Below are 15,537 nucleotides of genomic sequence, written 5' to 3' on the forward strand. Positions count from 1 at the left end.
TGCGGCCGGCAGGTAAGGAGGGTCAGATGCGAGAAGACCTTATAAAAGATATGTTTAACGAATGCGGTGTGGCGGCACTCTTGGGCATAGAGGTGACGGAGGCGACCGACGGGATTGCCCGGGGCAGGCTTTCTATAAGAAAGGAGTATCTCAATGTGTTCGGTGATCTGCATGGAGGTATTACCTTTGCTTTTGCAGACCATATCGGCGGTGCATGCTCGAACACGCTCCCCCACAAAACGGTTTTGCTGGAATCCTCCATACATTATACGAGAGGGACAAGAGGAAGGGAGGTTTTTGCCGAGGCCGTCCTTACGCACTGCGGAAAGAAAATAGGCAGGGTGGATACGAAGGTATATGATGATAGCGGAGCGATTGTGGCCTTTATTCACCAGATTTTCTACATAATGAAAGATGAGCACGCAGGAACGGCTTCTCAAAATATTTAGCATCCTCCTCGGTGCCTTCGGGGAACGGCATTGGTGGCCCGGAGATACACCTCTTGAGATTATAGTGGGAGCTGTGCTTACCCAGAATACATCTTGGAAGAACGTGGCAAAGGCCATAGGAAACATGAAAGCAAATGGCATCATGGACATCACGAAGCTTTACGAAATTGACCCGAGAGACCTTGCGGATACCATAAGGCCCTCAGGTTTTTTCAATATAAAATCAAAGAGATTGAAGAATGTTATTAATTTTATATATGATCAATTTGATGGAACTATAGAGAATTTAAGAACTATTGATACGGAAAGGCTGAGAAAACTATTGCTCGGTATTAATGGAATGGGTCCAGAAACAGTGGACAGCATTCTTCTTTATGCCTTGGACCGGCCGATATTCGTGATTGATGCATACACGAAGAGGTTTCTCAAGAACCACAGGTTGTATGCGGACAGGGAAAGTTATAATGACCTGCAGGACTACTTTCAGGGGAACCTTCCGTGTGATACGTATCTTTATAACGAATACCATGCACTCATTGTCGTGCTATGCCAGACATATTGCAAAAAAGACCCGCTATGTGGAGACTGTCCCCTGAAGGACGACCTTGACCTGCATGATAATTTGGTGATCAATAGCTGACGAGAACTTTCTGTTTGTTCTTGGATTTCTGGACGCGGCCTATGATTGAAGCGTTTTCACCTGATCTGGAGAGGGCGTCGAGGATACGGCTCTCGCTATCCTTCCCTGCAATCAATACATAGCCGATTCCCATGTTGAAAGTGGAATACATCTCCTCAAAGGGTACGTTACCTAGGTCCATAATGTGGTTGAATATGGGGGGAACCTTTTCTTTGGAAAGGCAGATATGGACGGCAAGACCGTCGGGGATTATCCTCTCAATGTTGCCAGGAAGACCGCCTCCGGTAATGTGAGCCATTCCATGAACCGTAAAATTTTCGAGGATACCAAGCATTGGCCTTACATAAATCCTCGTCGGTTTCAGTAACTCTTCCCCAAGTGTGCTTTCGATGCCATCAAGGTGATCCTTGACCGTCAACCGGCCTACTTCAAAAAGGACCTTTCTTGCCAGGGAAAACCCGTTACTATGCAGGCCGCTGGATGCAAGGCCGATTACAATGTCATCCTCGCGTATCTCTGAACCGTTGATGATGCCGTCTTTTTCCACAAACCCCATAGCAAATCCGGCAAGGTCATACTCTCCGTCCTTGTAAAAGGAAGGCATTTCGGCGGTTTCCCCGCCGATAAGCGCACACCCTGATGTTTCGCAGCCGCTGCAAACACCGGCAATGACATCTTTATAGACGGCATCTTCTATCCGCCCACATGCAAAATAGTCAAGGAAAAAGTATGGTTTTGCGCCCATCGTGAGGACATCGTTTACACTCATGGCAACGAGGTCAATTCCCACTGTATCGTGTTTCCCGGCGTCGAAAGCGACTTTGAGCTTTGTCCCTACACCGTCCGTCGAGCTCACCAGAACAGGTTTGTCATACCCTGAAGGGACCTCCGTAAGGGCCGCAAAGCCCCCGATGGAATTCATGACGAAAGGATTGAAGGTACCCTGTATCCTGCTTCGTATGTCGCTAAGGAGATTGTCAGCTTTTTTTATGTCAACGCCTGCGTCCTTATAAGTGATACCGGGCATGGATGTAATCTAAAATGAATGAAGGTGGGATGTCAACGATTTATTCATCCCCAAGTCAAGGTGGAGAAGGGCCGCCTTCAAGGGATATGATGCGAAGACAGAGTAAGGTAGGGGCTTTGCGCCCCTCCTATTTATGCCGTGTTTTTATGTCATTTTCCCTATAAATTCCTCAATCGTAATGGCAGGGAGCGTCATAATTTCTACGGTACCCCTGGAGCCGAACTCAATAGAAACTTTTGCGATGGCTTCGTTGTTCGGAGCTTCCAGAATATTAAGGAAGTCGTAAGGGCCGAGAAGTGCATATTGAGCCAGGACTTTTGCACCCATCTTCTCCATCTCCACATCAACTTCTTCTATGCGTTCCGGGTGTTTCTTGATCGTCTTTCTGCCCTCGTGAGTCAGTTTGCTTAGCATTATGTATATTGGCATCTGGTGACCTCCTATCGTTGATCTTAGTCTAATTGTATTACAGTTGGCGAAGTTGTCAATATTTATTTTTGGTGTACGCCAAAAAATCCATGAAACAAATCCAAGCAAGATCAAGGGAATTATCCGCAAAACAATTTAATCTCTACGGGTCTAATTCCCAGCCCCTTAGGACGCGCTTCCTAATAGTCAGTCGTAAACCACGGGATACCCCGCCGTTTGCGGCGGGGAGGTTCATTGAAACGCGTTGGCGTGTATAAGGTGCGGATTTTGTTTGTAGAAGATTTCAACGAGCTTGTCAAATTACTATTTATTTTGGGACTCAAATTATTTATACTACGGAACAATTAATGGCGAAGTAAAGTGTTTGCCAGAAAGAGGTTGAATTCAATATTTCACATGGTACGGATTTGATAGTATATGGAAAGATTTAATATATATATTTTGTGCTACGAAATTCTATTCAGGGAGACATCGCATGGCGAAACCGATGGACAAATATAAATGGCATGAACTGAACGTAGGTTGTGTCATAGAAGAAGTAGGCAACGCATCCGAGTACAAGACCGGAGACTGGCGGTCCCAGAAGCCTGTCTGGAGCGATTCAAAATGTATAAAGTGCGGTGTTTGCTGGCTGTTCTGTCCTGATGCGGCCATATATCGGACAGAGGACGAGCTTTATAGGACGAATCTCAACTATTGCAAAGGTTGTGGCATTTGTGCCCGGGAATGCAAGCCGGCGGCGATCACGATGGTGGAGGATGAGAGATGAAAGCCATAAAGGGTGTTGAAGTATCTATCGCGGCATCAGTGGCGGCAAAACTGGCGAAGGTTGAGGTGATTGCCGCATATCCGATTACGCCCCAGACTCACATTGTCGAGCATCTTGCCGATCTGGTTGCAGATGGTGAGCTTGACGCGGTTTACATAAATGTGGAGTCGGAACACTCGGCCATGTCAGCGTGCTGTGGTTCTTCCGCTGCGGGTGCTCGGACTTTCACATCAACAAGTGCCCAGGGAATGGAACTTATGCACGAAATCCTCTTCATTGCATCGGGCATGAGACTGCCCATAGTGATGGCGTCAGTCAACCGGGCCCTATCGGCTCCTCTTTCTATCTGGGGTGACCACTCCGATGTGATGGCGGCGAGAGATACCGGGTGGATCATGCTTTTTTGCGAAAACGGTCAGGAAGTAGTTGATGCTATTATTATGGCCTTCAAGATAGCCGAAGACAAGCGGGTGTTCCTTCCCCTGATGGTCAACCTGGATGGATTTTCTTTGAGCCATGTTATAGAACCCATTGATTTTCCCTCACAGGAAGAGGTCGACGCCTTTTTACCCCCCTATGATCCTATTTACACGCTACATCCTGATAAGCCCGTGACAATGGGAGCCTATGCCATGCCGGAGCTTTATACGGAGGCCAAATACGCCCAGGAGATGGCCATAAGGAATTCTAAGGTGGTGGTCAAAGAGGTGATGGAGGAATACGGCAAGAAGTTTGGCAGGCATTACAACATCGTGGAGACATATAATATTGACAAGGCCGATGTGATCTTTGTAGCTCTAGGTTCAGTGGGTGAGAACATCAAAACAGCCATAGACTCTCTGAAAGACCAGGGGAAAGAAGCCGGTCTTGTCCAATTGAGACTGTTTAGGCCTTTTCCCGCGGAAGAGATCCTCGCAGCTGTCAAAGGAGTGAAGAATATCGCAGTAATTGAGCGGGTCATGCCGGCAGGTGCGCCGAACGGTCCGTTGTTTCAGGAGATATCTACTGTTGTTCACATGAGCGGAGCAGAGGTAAGCATGACGAATTATATAGTCGGCCTCGGGGGAAGAGATGTGCTTCCCGAGGACTTTGAGGACATCTATAACGACATTGTCAGCGGAAAAAACTCCGAGCTTCAGGACGAGAAGAATTTTACGGTTATAGGAGTAAGGGCATGAGATTAAAAAGTCTTCAACTGTACACGGATAACCCCGAAGAGGAGTTTGCGGTAAGCGGACACAGGGCATGTCAGGGATGTGCTGAAATCCTTGCATTGAGACTGGCTCTTAAGATTTTCGGAAAAGATACGATACTTTGCATGGCAACAGGGTGTATGGAGATTATTTCTACGCCGTTGCCCACCACTTCCTGGAAATTACCTTGGATACACGTTGCCTTTGAAAACGCCGCGTCCGTAGCGGCAGGCGTGGAAGCAGGAGTCAAAATATTGATGGACAAAGGCAAGATCGCACGTAAAGATATTCATGTCGTGGCAATCGCAGGTGATGGCGGAACGAGCGATATTGGATTTCAGGCTTTGTCTGGGGCTATGGAGCGGGGGCACAAATTTACCTATATTTGTGTAGACAATGAAGCGTATATGAACACTGGGATTCAACGTTCGTCCTCTACCCCTTATGGAGCTATGACCACGACGAGCCCTCCAGGCAAGAAAGGTATAGGGCAGAGCACATGGAAGAAGAATATGCCCGAAATCATAGCCGCTCACAACGTTCCTTACGTGGCCACAGCGTGCCCGTCTTATCCTTTTGACCTTTTTGCAAAGGTGAAGAAGGCAAGGTTAACACAGGGCCCTTCGTATTTGCATATTCTTTCGGTCTGCCCTACCGGCTGGAGAATACCTTCAAGTGAGGCTGTGGCATACGGAAGACTTGCCGTGAGGACGGGGATGTTTCCTCTGTATGAGATCGAAGATGGAAGATGGAGAGTCACATACAGCCCTGAACCTTTGAGGCCTGTCAAGGATTATCTGAAAGGACAGGGCAGGTACAGGCACCTTTCGGAGGAATCGGTTGCAATTATCCAAGAGCGGATTACATCAGAATGGGAGCTGCTCAAATACCAGTGCACCATTAAATAAAGGTAATAGGCATTCTTAACCTCATAGTGCCCCGCTTTTCTGAAACGAGAAGATGCGGTGGCACCACAGAACCCCACCGATTTTACGACTGGGAGGGCTTCAGTGTTGAAGTGTATTACTGGCTCGCTGTACTGTAGTCCACGACGTCGTATTTCGTAATAATTTTCATGGCAATCGCATAAGTAGCAATACGTTGAAGCTGGACGATGATGGGCGGGTTCCGTCTGTTTGGTTTTAAGAGAACTGTCGTGGATTCCCGTTTTTTCGGGGTTGCTGAAATTCTATCAGACCCAACGGATAAAAAAATTCGGAAGATCGGCGTCCGGTGAGAGTCTTGAGTTTCAACCAAGGTACGATTATTACGTAATTCATATGTGAGCGTAATAGTAAAAGTGAAAAAATATTCCTTGTATACAATTAAGAGTATTGGCTTTTTTTGTCTGATGGAGTAGACTAAATAATGTTATATTGTCGGTTGTCGAAACTCCTACGGATCGGCGCGGAAAGATGGTCGTTTGCGAACTGGAAGATTGTGTGCAATATCGCGAAGGAATGTCGGGAATAGCAGTGACGAGAATTTAACGCGGGAGGAGGTCCATGATAATCCCCGAGATTGATATATATGCGGCAAATATAATTCCAAGGGAGGAATTTGCTGTTCCTGGTCACAGGGCATGTCAGGGTTGTGCTGAAATTCTTGCTCTAAGAATGGCCCTCAAAGTGTTTGGTAAGAACACGATCGTGGCAATGGCAACGGGATGTATGGAGATAATCTCCACGCCTTTGCCGTTCACGGATTGGAAACTTCCGTGGATACATGTGGCGTTCGAAAATGCGGCCGCAGTGGCTTCAGGTATTGAGGCTGGCCTTACGATTTTGGCAAAGAAGGAAAAGATCTCGCGAAAACATATACAGATAGTGGCAATAGGAGGCGACGGTGGTACGAGCGATATCGGTATTCAGGCCCTTTCCGGAGCCTTGGAAAGAGGGACTAATTTTACCTATATCTGTGTTGATAATGAAGCTTATATGAATACGGGCATACAAAGGTCGTCATCCACGCCTTTTGGCGCTACAACGACGACAAGCCCTGCGGGCAAAAGAAGTATCGGGCAGGCCACATGGAAAAAGAATATGCCCAAGATTGCCGCCGCCCATAACATCCCGTATGTGGCTACCGCATGTCCTTCTTATCCTTTTGACCTTTTCGAGAAAGTGAAGAAGGCGAAGATGGCAGAGGGGCCGTCGTATCTTCATATCCTTTCCGTCTGCCCCACGGGATGGCTAATACCTTCTGATCTTGCGATACGGTACGGAAGACTGGCGGTTGAGACAGGGATCTTCCCACTCTATGAGATTGAAAAAGGCCGTTACAGGCTCTCGTACAACCAAGAACCGTTGAAGCATGTAGTGGACTACATGAACGGCCAGGGCCGATACAAACATCTTACTGTCGAAGATGTGTCGGGTATTCAGAAAAGGGTTACGGAAGACTGGGAAAGACTTAAGTTCATGTGCGGACTAAAATGACCTATAATCCATAATCAGGCGAGGGTTTTATGGAGGCAGATGAAGGGAAACTTAGTGTAATAATTGACAAGTATGATGGCGACAGATCGTATCTGCTTGCCATGCTTCAGGATATCCAAAGGGAATACAGGTATGTGCCTGAAGAAGCTGTGAGATACCTTTGCGGGCAACTGCGTATCCCTCTTGCAAAAGCGTATGAAGTTGTCACATTTTACAAGACCTTATCGCTGAAACCGAGAGGCAGGCATACGATACATGTCTGTCTCGGTACTGCGTGCCATCTGAGAGGAGGCCCCGGGATTCTGGAGACTTTTGAACGGGAATTGAACGTACAAACGGGTGATACTACGGAAAACGGACTTTTTACATTAGAGACCGTCAATTGCCTTGGCGCATGTGCGCTCGCACCCCTTGTGAGGGTAGAAGAGAAGGACTTCGGCAAGACAACCCCGGCGAATGCGAAGAAAATAATCCGTGAATTTCATGATGGAGAAGAACTATGATGGCCTCTCGTGAGCGCCTCTATGCCATAGGAGCAGATTATAGGAAAGCAATCTCGGGCTATGACAAAATAGTAAAGATCTGTTGCGGAACCGGTTGCATTTCCTCGGGAGCCCTCACCGTATATGATGAACTGCAGAGAGTGCTGTCAAAAAGAGGCCTTTCGTCAAAACAAATACTTGTCAAAAAAACAGGATGCCACGGACTTTGCGAGAGAGGACCGATTGTGGTTTTCGGTGATGATGAGATACTGTACCAGAACGTGGGGAAAAGAAATATCGAGAGGGACATCGCCGCTCTGCTAGCCACAATCAATGAAGATAAAATCGAGGATGAGTTGCTTTACAAAGGTGATGACAAAACAAAGAGGTACATGTCGTCCTTTGACATCCCGTTCTATTCCGGTCAGACAAGAATTGTCCTGAGTCTTAATGGGGTAATTGATCCAGAAAACATTGAAGAGTATGTGGGATATGGCGGCTACAAGTCGCTTCATAAAGCGCTTCAGATGAATCCCATGGAGATTGTGGACTTGATTGAAAAATCAGGTTTGCGGGGAAGAGGAGGAGGCGGTTTTTTGACAGGCTTTAAATGGCGTTCCTGCAGGCAGGCTCAGGGATTGCCCAAATACGTGGTTGCCAATGGTGATGAGGGTGATCCTGGGGCTTTTATGGATAGGTCTCTCATGGAAGGAAATCCCCATGGAATCCTTGAAGGGATGATCATAGGCGGTTTCGCGATAGGCTCCAACCATGGCTTCATCTATGTGAGGGATGAATATCCTCTCGCAGTCTACAGGTTGTCAAAAGCAATTGATGAGGCGAGGCACCACGGTTTTTTGGGAAGAAGTATTATGAATTCTGGATTTGATTTCGATATCAGCATATTCAGAGGCGGCGGAGCGTTTGTCTGCGGCGAATCGACGGCCCTTATATCTTCGATTGAAGGGAAATCAGGGGAACCGCGTGCAAAATATATCCATACGACCGAGAAAGGGCTGTGGGGTAAACCGACAAACATCAACAACGTGGAAACATGGTCGAATGTACCTTACATAATTGATAGAGGATGGGAATGGTTTCAATCCATAGGCTCTGATAGAAGCAAGGGAACAAAAGTGTTCTCCCTCGTGGGCAAGGTGAAAAATACCGGCCTCATAGAAGTTCCCATGGGGGTAAGTCTCCGAGAGATCATTTTTAATCTGGGAGGGGGGATACAAGGGGACAAGAAGTTCAAGGCTGTCCAGACAGGGGGACCGTCCGGAGGGTGCATCCCCGAGGAATTTCTCGAAATACCGGTGGACTTTGATTCGCTTACGAAACTGGGTTCCATGATGGGGTCCGGTGGAATGATCGTCATGGATGAGAGGAATTGTATGGTAGATGTGGCTCGCTACTTTCTGAAATTCCTTATTGAGGAGTCATGCGGGAAATGTACGCCTTGCCGGGAGGGGGTCAGAAGGATGCATGAAATTGTGGACCGTATCTGTCGCGGTGATGGTTCTATGGGTGATATTGAGCACCTTGAAGAGCTGGGAAAGGCGATTCAGCTCAGCTCTCTATGTGGTCTTGGGCAGAGCGCTCCTAATCCTGTCCTTTCCACCATCAAATTTTTCCGAGAGGAATACAGGACCCACGTACAGGAAAAGAAATGTCCGGCCGGTGTATGTAAGAATCTCATAACCGTGAGTATTCTCCCTGAAAGATGTACGGGTTGTATGAGATGTGCAGTCGAATGTCCTGTGGATTGTATTTCCAGCGAAAAAAAAGAGATACACGGTATTGATCAGTCACTATGTACAAAATGCGGCACCTGTTTTGATGTGTGCCGTTTTGGTGCTGTAAAAATTTCATAAGGGTGGTCCAGTGATTGAATTTAAAATAAACGGCCGTCATACAAGGGCAAACGATGGAGAGACTATCCTTGACGTGGCGCGGCGGGAAGGTTTTGTTATTCCGACCTTATGCCACCATGAGATCCTTGGCTCAGACGGTAGGTGCAGGCTTTGCATGGTTGAAGTAAAAAAGAGGAAACGGAAGAGAATTATCGCTTCGTGCCTCTATATGGCTGAAAGCGGTATTGAAGTGTCGACGGAGACGCCTGAGATTCAACTCATACGACGAACCGTGCTTGAACTTTTTCTCGCTAGGAACCCCGCATCGGAGGTGATCCGCTATTTCGCGCGGGAATACGGAGTAATCGATACGCGGTATACGAGGGACAATGATAAAGGGAAATGTATATTGTGCAATTCCTGTGTGAAAACGTGTGAAACAGTGGTGGGAGTAACCGCGATCAGTCTCAGTGGAAAGGGACCGCATAAAAAAGTGACGACACCTTTTGATGGGCCGTCCAATGTATGCATCGGATGCGGGGCATGCATGGCCGTGTGTCCCACGGGCCATATCTATATGGAGGACCGAAACGGAATAAGGACAATATGGAACAGACGGTTTGAACTGACCAAGTGCCCGAGATGCGGAAGATATCATGCGCCACTGGCGCAACTGGAGTTTATTGCGCAAAAATCCGGGACGGCTCTGGATCGTCTCACGGTTTGTCAGGACTGCAGGTAGGTGTCGGGTTTTTATTGAAAAGGTTTTTTATGAGGGGTAAAATATATTTCGGAATAGATGATGAACATCACGGACTGGTCATATAGCTTTGTAATTATATATATTGTGTGTGGCGCATTCTTTCAGCGCGAATGTCAATTTAAGACAATAGACGGTTGGCAGTTGATGAAGGACGGAACAAACACGCGAGTGACTGCCGTCTGCCGTAAAACGGAGGGACATTATGAGTATTGACCTTGCAAAGATCGGAGGGATTCTACGGACACGAAGAGAGGAGAAAGGTCTTTCCGTGGCGCAGATTTCCGATATTCTCTGCCTCAGGAGGACTCTCATAAAGGCTATTGAAACCGGTGATTGGGGACCGCTCCCTCACGAAGTCTACGTAAGAGGATTTATAAAAAAGTATGGGAGTATTCTCAATACATACGACGACATAGCGTTCCTTCTCGAAGATCCAGTGGAAGAAGAGAAGGTCATTGATATCGTAGAGCTGTCTGCCAGGAGCCAGAAAACCAGTCCTCTTTCCAAGAGGTCAAGAGTGAAGACCGCCTGTCTTATCTCCTTGGCCATTGTTGTGCTCTGTTTCTTTGTATACGGTAGGCTGGAAAAAGAAAAGACCGTTGTCTCAAAAACCGAGGTAGTCGAGCAGATTACTGAAACTGTCCATACCCAAAAAGAAATGTCTACGGTCCGCCCCGTATCCGAAGTGAGCACTGTTTCGGAAAAAGGGAACTTGGAAGAGAATAGCAGTTTGTCTGCCATGTCGGAGGCAAAGAGGCTCATGATAACCTGCCATGAAAGAACATGGATAAGTGCAGTGATTGACAGAGCCGAGAAGAAGGAGTTTATGCTCAGCCCTCACGAGATTGTTGTGTTGAATGCCAAGGAGCAGTTCGGTTTGCTTATTGGCAATGCGGGAGGGGTAAGACTTATTCTTAATGGTAAAGATGTAGAATTTACAGGAAAAAGCGGTGAAGTCAAGAGAATAGATCTTTCCTGAATGATGATCACTTCACGTTTGTTTGATAGTATTATAGGAGCGAGGTGAGCCGTCCGTCGGTTGCCTCGCTCCTTCCTTTTTATCGGCTTACTTTTTTATGTTATCCCAGTCCTTCAAAAACCTCTCAAGCCCTATGTCCGTCAGAGGGTGATTAATGAGCTGCTTCATGACATTGAATGGTATTGTTGCCACATCTGCGCCTATCGTGGCAGCCTGCAACACGTGGAGAGGGCTTCTGACGCTCGCCACGATAATTTCCGTTTCGAATCCGTAGTTTGAAAATATATTGAGAGTGTCTTCCACGATCTCCATTCCTCGGGACGATATATCGTCTAGCCTCCCAATAAAAGGACTTACGTAGTCCGCACCGGCCTTTGCCGCAATCAGCGACTGAACCGGCTGAAATATGAGGGTTACGTTCGTCCTGATGCCTTCATGAGAGAGAACATGGACCGCTTTAATTCCCTCCTGAGTCATGGGAATCTTTATGACCACGTTTTGTCCAAGCTGGGCGAGCCGCCGCGCCTCCTCACACATTCCTTGCGAATCCGTTGATATTACCTCAAGACTCACCGGACCCTGTACCAGGGACAATATCTCCTTGATGGTCTCTTCCGGGCTCTGCTTCTCCTTAGAGAGCAGAGACGGATTGGTTGTGACGCCATTCACAAGGCCCATCTCTATCCCTTTTTTAATCTCTTCCGTGCTAGCAGTGTCAATAAAGAATTTCATGTATTCCTCCTAATGTTTTTCGTATTTGTCAGTGTGCCTTCTATCTTTTTCCTTTCCCCAGCGTGGCACAGATAGATATACCTCAAATATGTCACCATGAGTGAGGTTGCTGTGACCCCTCATAAGGACGATCTTAATAATCCATCATGTGCTCACTTCGCCGTCCGTGCTGCCTCTCCTCCGAGTCGATGGTTCTTTCAAGGCCTAACCATGGATACCTTTTGAAAAGATACAACCTTGGCCCCCTGGAATCCATGGGTATAGGCTTTTTTGATGTCCATATTGATTATGTCCGTCCGTTCAAGCCGTCCAGAACGGAAGCCTTTCTAGTTAAACATTCTGTCGCTCTGTCTTCATGCTCATGTTTTCGAAGTAGAGAGCTTATGAGGCCTCGCAAAATACATCCCGGTCATATTAATGAACGACAGAACGGCTGATTCTTCGAACAGTGACACCATTCGAACCCGTTTGTTATTATGCAGACCCCAATTTGTTCAGTCTTTTAGGCTTCGGTTCCTGACTCATCTAAGTCCTCAACAGGGCAATACCCGGCGAGGAGGTCGCTGAAGATGATTTCAGTAAAACAGCCTCGGGAGTCTGTCTTTTTTCGGCCCTTTTCCCAGATTCGCTTATCCATAGCTATGGATAAGCGCACCCAGTATCTCGTTCCCAAAAAATAGCCCTTATGCATGTAATCGCCTCTGTTTGATGTTGCATAGCCGAGGGCATTTCCATATACATATGTCTCTGTAGGAGGTCATACACCGGATGCTCCAAGTTTTTTATCTGTGCGGTAACGTCCGCTGAATTGAACATCTCGTCGAATCCATTAGTGTCGATGGAAAGCACAGATGTTTCTCTGTCTAGGGCCAGTGCTCTGCCTTTTTCGTTTGCTGTAGCAGCTTTTATGAATTTAGTTCCTGTTACTGCGCCAAAGCCGTCTCTTCCAGGATAGTGCCCGTCATTCTCAATGTTGGCGAAAGGCGTACTTGTTTCCCTTGTTTTGCCAATAAGAGGCATGGAATAGGTGCTTCCATATCTAGCCCTGAGATATTCCTCCGTGTATATCTTTCTTTTGCCTAAACATTCTCCCGCTTTTGGGTCAAACCACAGCATGGCAATTACATCCGGCGGCGTTACTTTCATCTCTTTATCGTCAGGATCCGGGTTGTTTATATTTTTTGTTAAAATTATATTTATCGTCAGGATCGGTCTGCCTGGAGTCAAGCTCGGAGCAAACATGAATAGCATCATCTTCGATCATATATTTTTCTTCCATTTTTCGAAAATCCTGGGACCTATATACGCTTGCAGTGCAACTATAATGGTTTTCCATCGATCCTCCGGCGATTGGAATACTGTGTGATCAGTCTGTTTACCTGCACCGCCGGCAGGTAAGGGGATATCTTCTGAGTTTTGTCGATCTCTTTCAGAAAAGAGGAAAGAGGTTTTTTGTATAGCGGGTGCACTAGTGATGGATTTATCTCAAGGCACGGCAGAAGGGCAAACTTTCTCTTCAGGAGTTGAGGATGAGGTATAGTCAGTGCAGGGGTTGAAAAGACCAGATCCCCGAACAGGAGAATATCAAGGTCTATCACCCTCGGACCCTTTGCGACCAGTCGGACTCTTCCCATGTCATGCTCTATGCCGTTCAGGAATGAAAGAAGACCCTTAGGCGAACCGTTCCATCCAAGCTCAAGGGCACAATTGACGAAGTCTTCTTGCGGTACCGGAGATACCGGCGATGTGACGTACAAAGATGAGACGGCGAGGAACTTGGTTCTTCCGTCATCCTGGATCCGCCTGATGCTTTCCGCGCAATACTGAACCCGATTGTCCATGTTGGATCCGATCCCTATAAATACACCGTTTATTTTTATGTTGTTTGACACGCTATCGCGTATTTCTTTTTCTAACTTAATTTTGTCGTTATCCACGGTACTTAAGGAGGGTTGTTCTTTGTTTTTGCCGATATTTTTCGGTGGAAAGATATCTTTTTCTTCCGGCTCCCGCGTGATTTTCCTGAAGCCTTTGATCATCTTGCCGGGAGTCTCTCATATCTCCTAGACTTTATCGGCATCGAATATAAGGGAAACATTGACAAATATCATGACAAACTTATAGAATTCAAGGCCTGACATAAGTATAAAGTATCATGTACAAATTGAAATAGTCAATCACTAAAACATCTGAAAATTCGCGTGATTACTATCTCTTGATAAGGTATATTTTTTTAACTTAATCCCCCATTGATCGGTTGACGGGAAGTGGAATTTCTTTTAAAATATAGGAAGTATGGCGCTGAAAGAAATCAAAATCTATCCTGATCCGGCTCTTAGGGAGGTTGCGGTCCTGGTAGATGGAATTACCGATGAGATCGTCCGGTTGTCCGAGGACATGATAGAGACAATGCAACTGGCCAACGGGATTGGCCTTGCGGCCAACCAAGTGGGTGTGAGCATGAGAATGATCACAGTAGATCGAATCATGAATAAAAAGCACGACCCTATCGCATTAATTAATCCGGAAATCCTTCTCACAGAGTCGGAGGATGCTGTTGAAGAGGGATGCCTCAGTCTGCCCAAATTCTACGAATTTGTAAAAAGAGCAAAAAAAGTCCGGGTCAGGGCCCTCAATGTTAAAGGCAAAATGATTGAGATTGACTGCGAAGATCAACTGGCAAGAGCCCTGCAGCACGAAATTGATCATTTAAATGGAATCCTGTTTATCGATCATTTGAGCCCATTAAAGAAGGAGTTCTTCAAAAAAAAGTACATGAGAATCAAGAAGTGAAAATAATCTACTTCGGTTCATCTGCTTTCTCCGTGCCTCCGCTCAAATCAATTCTTCCTGTTGTCTCTTGTATAGTGACCCGTAAGGCAAAACCAAAGGGAAGAGGATACCGGATCGAAGGTAACGAAGTGAAGGCGGTAGCCGCAGAAATGGATATTCCCGTCATAGAACTTGATTCCTTCAGGGATGAGGCGGCTCACCAACTCGAACGGTATAGACCAGATTTTTTGGTGGTCGCATCATTTGGTCTTATTATACCGAGATGGGCGCTAAAAATACCTTCTATAGGTCCGGTGAATATTCATCCATCCTTGCTTCCCAAATACCGTGGTCCTTCTCCGATCCAGTGGGTGCTATGGAACGGAGAAGGAGAGACGGGGATTACCTTCATCCGGATGAACGAAAAGATGGACCAGGGCGACCTACTGTATCAGGAACCCATGACTATCCATGCAGAGGATAACATGGTTACGCTCTCAGAAAGACTCGCTTCAAGGTCTGGCGAGATACTGCCTCGTTTCATAGAAAATCTGAGCGAGGACAAAATCGGAAAAGGTACAGCACAGGATGAACGGGAGGCCACCTATACACCCATTATCACAAAGGAGATGGGGAAGATAGACTGGAGCATCGGAGCGCTTGAAGTAAGCAGGCAGGTAAAGGCTCTCGTGTTTTGGCCAACGGCATACACCTATCTCGACGAGGTAGTGCTCAAAGTATTCAGCTCAACGGTATGCGACCAGGAAAAAAGCGGGGAGGCGGGTCTCATTTCAGGGGTCACAAAAGAGGGTATCGTGGTGGATACACCCAATGGGACCTTGTTGATCACCGAGGTTCAGCTTGAAAGCAGAAAGCGGATCAAGGCGTACCAGTTTGCGCAAGGCTATAGGTCGCTTGTCGGAAAAAGACTGGGATAGGAACAATGTCTGTTGTTTTTATTGACAATGCAAGAGATTAGCTTTATTATCAATTCAAGATGGTACAATTTTT

Annotated in this window: 17 protein-coding genes; 12 read left to right on the plus strand and 5 right to left on the minus strand. The window is 46.7% G+C overall.

Annotated elements, in window-relative coordinates; genetic code table 11:
* The first annotated feature begins 26 nt into the window (after nt 1-26).
* Both LBQ00_04990 and LBQ00_04995 read left to right on the plus strand, forming a co-directional pair.
* Nucleotides 27-449, plus strand: coding sequence for a PaaI family thioesterase (locus LBQ00_04990; GenBank protein MDR2018212.1), 423 nt, complete (start codon nt 27-29; stop codon nt 447-449).
* Nucleotides 415-1,089 (plus strand): endonuclease III domain-containing protein, encoded by a 675-nt coding sequence (locus tag LBQ00_04995; GenBank protein ID MDR2018213.1) that lies wholly within the window; start codon nt 415-417, stop codon nt 1,087-1,089. Before LBQ00_04990 ends, LBQ00_04995 begins: the two co-directional genes overlap by 35 nt.
* Here the strand turns inward: LBQ00_04995 and purM are convergent.
* Together purM and LBQ00_05005 are read right to left on the minus strand one after the other, a co-directional pair.
* Entirely contained in the window at nt 1,079-2,116 is a 1,038-nt protein-coding gene (gene purM / locus LBQ00_05000) for a phosphoribosylformylglycinamidine cyclo-ligase (GenBank protein ID MDR2018214.1), read from the minus strand. The genes LBQ00_04995 and purM overlap by 11 nt on opposite strands.
* 144 nt (nt 2,117-2,260) lie before the next feature.
* Entirely contained in the window at nt 2,261-2,545 is a 285-nt protein-coding gene (locus LBQ00_05005) for a GYD domain-containing protein (protein MDR2018215.1), read from the minus strand.
* 475 nt (nt 2,546-3,020) lie between these two features.
* On the opposite strand from LBQ00_05005, the gene LBQ00_05010 reads away from it, so the two are divergent.
* The 8 genes from LBQ00_05010 to LBQ00_05045 all read left to right on the plus strand — a co-directional run bounded on the left by LBQ00_05010 (nt 3,021) and on the right by LBQ00_05045 (nt 11,022).
* Entirely contained in the window at nt 3,021-3,314 is a 294-nt protein-coding gene (locus tag LBQ00_05010; protein MDR2018216.1) for a 4Fe-4S binding protein, read from the plus strand.
* Nucleotides 3,311-4,492, plus strand: coding sequence for a pyruvate ferredoxin oxidoreductase (gene porA / locus LBQ00_05015; protein ID MDR2018217.1), 1,182 nt, complete (start codon nt 3,311-3,313; stop codon nt 4,490-4,492). Before LBQ00_05010 ends, porA begins: the two co-directional genes overlap by 4 nt.
* Nucleotides 4,489-5,415 (plus strand): pyruvate synthase subunit beta, encoded by a 927-nt coding sequence (locus tag LBQ00_05020; GenBank protein MDR2018218.1) that lies wholly within the window; start codon nt 4,489-4,491, stop codon nt 5,413-5,415. Before porA ends, LBQ00_05020 begins: the two co-directional genes overlap by 4 nt.
* A gap of 597 nt (nt 5,416-6,012) precedes the next feature.
* Nucleotides 6,013-6,945 carry a pyruvate synthase subunit beta gene (locus tag LBQ00_05025; GenBank protein MDR2018219.1) on the plus strand — a complete coding sequence of 311 codons (933 nt, stop codon included), beginning with the start codon at nt 6,013-6,015 and terminating at the stop codon, nt 6,943-6,945.
* 29 nt (nt 6,946-6,974) lie between these two features.
* Nucleotides 6,975-7,448 (plus strand): NAD(P)H-dependent oxidoreductase subunit E, encoded by a 474-nt coding sequence (locus LBQ00_05030; GenBank protein MDR2018220.1) that lies wholly within the window; start codon nt 6,975-6,977, stop codon nt 7,446-7,448.
* Nucleotides 7,445-9,301: a 4Fe-4S binding protein gene (locus LBQ00_05035; protein ID MDR2018221.1), complete on the plus strand. Its 1,857-nt coding sequence runs from the start codon at nt 7,445-7,447 to the stop codon at nt 9,299-9,301. The genes LBQ00_05030 and LBQ00_05035 overlap by 4 nt, the downstream gene beginning before the upstream one ends.
* Before the next feature lie 10 nt (nt 9,302-9,311).
* The gene (locus LBQ00_05040) at nt 9,312-10,022 is read left to right on the plus strand and encodes a (2Fe-2S)-binding protein (protein ID MDR2018222.1); all 711 of its coding nucleotides are present in this window, start codon (nt 9,312-9,314) and stop codon (nt 10,020-10,022) included.
* Nucleotides 10,023-10,245: 223 nt separating this feature from the next.
* Complete coding sequence (locus tag LBQ00_05045) at nt 10,246-11,022, plus strand: DUF4115 domain-containing protein (GenBank protein ID MDR2018223.1); 777 nt, start codon at nt 10,246-10,248, stop codon at nt 11,020-11,022.
* Nucleotides 11,023-11,109: 87 nt separating this feature from the next.
* Here LBQ00_05045 and fsa read toward each other — a convergent pair whose 3' ends face one another.
* The 3 genes from fsa to folK all read right to left on the minus strand — a co-directional run bounded on the left by fsa (nt 11,110) and on the right by folK (nt 13,793).
* On the minus strand, nt 11,110-11,754 hold the full coding sequence (fsa, locus tag LBQ00_05050; protein ID MDR2018224.1) for a fructose-6-phosphate aldolase: 645 nt from the start codon (nt 11,752-11,754) through the stop codon (nt 11,110-11,112).
* Between the two features lie 639 nt (nt 11,755-12,393).
* Nucleotides 12,394-13,008: a hypothetical protein gene (locus tag LBQ00_05055; GenBank protein MDR2018225.1), complete on the minus strand. Its 615-nt coding sequence runs from the start codon at nt 13,006-13,008 to the stop codon at nt 12,394-12,396.
* 65 nt (nt 13,009-13,073) lie between these two features.
* Nucleotides 13,074-13,793, minus strand: a complete 720-nt coding sequence (folK, locus tag LBQ00_05060) for a 2-amino-4-hydroxy-6-hydroxymethyldihydropteridine diphosphokinase (protein MDR2018226.1) — start codon at nt 13,791-13,793, stop codon at nt 13,074-13,076.
* A gap of 256 nt (nt 13,794-14,049) precedes the next feature.
* On the opposite strand from folK, the gene def reads away from it, so the two are divergent.
* Together def and fmt are read left to right on the plus strand one after the other, a co-directional pair.
* Nucleotides 14,050-14,547, plus strand: a complete 498-nt coding sequence (gene def / locus LBQ00_05065) for a peptide deformylase (protein MDR2018227.1) — start codon at nt 14,050-14,052, stop codon at nt 14,545-14,547.
* Nucleotides 14,544-15,464, plus strand: a complete 921-nt coding sequence (gene fmt, locus LBQ00_05070) for a methionyl-tRNA formyltransferase (GenBank protein ID MDR2018228.1) — start codon at nt 14,544-14,546, stop codon at nt 15,462-15,464. The genes def and fmt overlap by 4 nt, the downstream gene beginning before the upstream one ends.
* The last annotated feature ends 73 nt before the right edge of the window (nt 15,465-15,537 follow it).

Source organism: Syntrophobacterales bacterium (assembly GCA_031274925.1).
In the GTDB taxonomy this organism is placed as follows: domain Bacteria; phylum Desulfobacterota; class Syntrophorhabdia; order Syntrophorhabdales; family Syntrophorhabdaceae; genus PNOM01.

Excerpts from the sequence above, each read along its gene's own strand:
- folK (MDR2018226.1), bottom strand. The coding sequence starts at position 13,793 with ATGATCAAAGGCTTCAGGAAAATCACGCGGGAGCCGGAAGAAAAAGAT.
- LBQ00_05025 (MDR2018219.1), top strand. The coding sequence starts at position 6,013 with ATGATAATCCCCGAGATTGATATATATGCGGCAAATATAATTCCAAGG.
- LBQ00_04990 (MDR2018212.1), top strand. The coding sequence starts at position 27 with ATGCGAGAAGACCTTATAAAAGATATGTTTAACGAATGCGGTGTGGCG.
- LBQ00_05045 (MDR2018223.1), top strand. The coding sequence starts at position 10,246 with ATGAGTATTGACCTTGCAAAGATCGGAGGGATTCTACGGACACGAAGA.
- LBQ00_05035 (MDR2018221.1), top strand. The coding sequence starts at position 7,445 with ATGATGGCCTCTCGTGAGCGCCTCTATGCCATAGGAGCAGATTATAGG.
- LBQ00_05055 (MDR2018225.1), bottom strand. The coding sequence starts at position 13,008 with ATGATGCTATTCATGTTTGCTCCGAGCTTGACTCCAGGCAGACCGATC.
- LBQ00_05030 (MDR2018220.1), top strand. The coding sequence starts at position 6,975 with ATGGAGGCAGATGAAGGGAAACTTAGTGTAATAATTGACAAGTATGAT.
- purM (MDR2018214.1), bottom strand. The coding sequence starts at position 2,116 with ATGCCCGGTATCACTTATAAGGACGCAGGCGTTGACATAAAAAAAGCT.
- porA (MDR2018217.1), top strand. The coding sequence starts at position 3,311 with ATGAAAGCCATAAAGGGTGTTGAAGTATCTATCGCGGCATCAGTGGCG.
- fsa (MDR2018224.1), bottom strand. The coding sequence starts at position 11,754 with ATGAAATTCTTTATTGACACTGCTAGCACGGAAGAGATTAAAAAAGGG.
- def (MDR2018227.1), top strand. The coding sequence starts at position 14,050 with ATGGCGCTGAAAGAAATCAAAATCTATCCTGATCCGGCTCTTAGGGAG.
- LBQ00_05005 (MDR2018215.1), bottom strand. The coding sequence starts at position 2,545 with ATGCCAATATACATAATGCTAAGCAAACTGACTCACGAGGGCAGAAAG.
- LBQ00_05020 (MDR2018218.1), top strand. The coding sequence starts at position 4,489 with ATGAGATTAAAAAGTCTTCAACTGTACACGGATAACCCCGAAGAGGAG.
- LBQ00_05010 (MDR2018216.1), top strand. The coding sequence starts at position 3,021 with ATGGCGAAACCGATGGACAAATATAAATGGCATGAACTGAACGTAGGT.
- LBQ00_04995 (MDR2018213.1), top strand. The coding sequence starts at position 415 with ATGAGCACGCAGGAACGGCTTCTCAAAATATTTAGCATCCTCCTCGGT.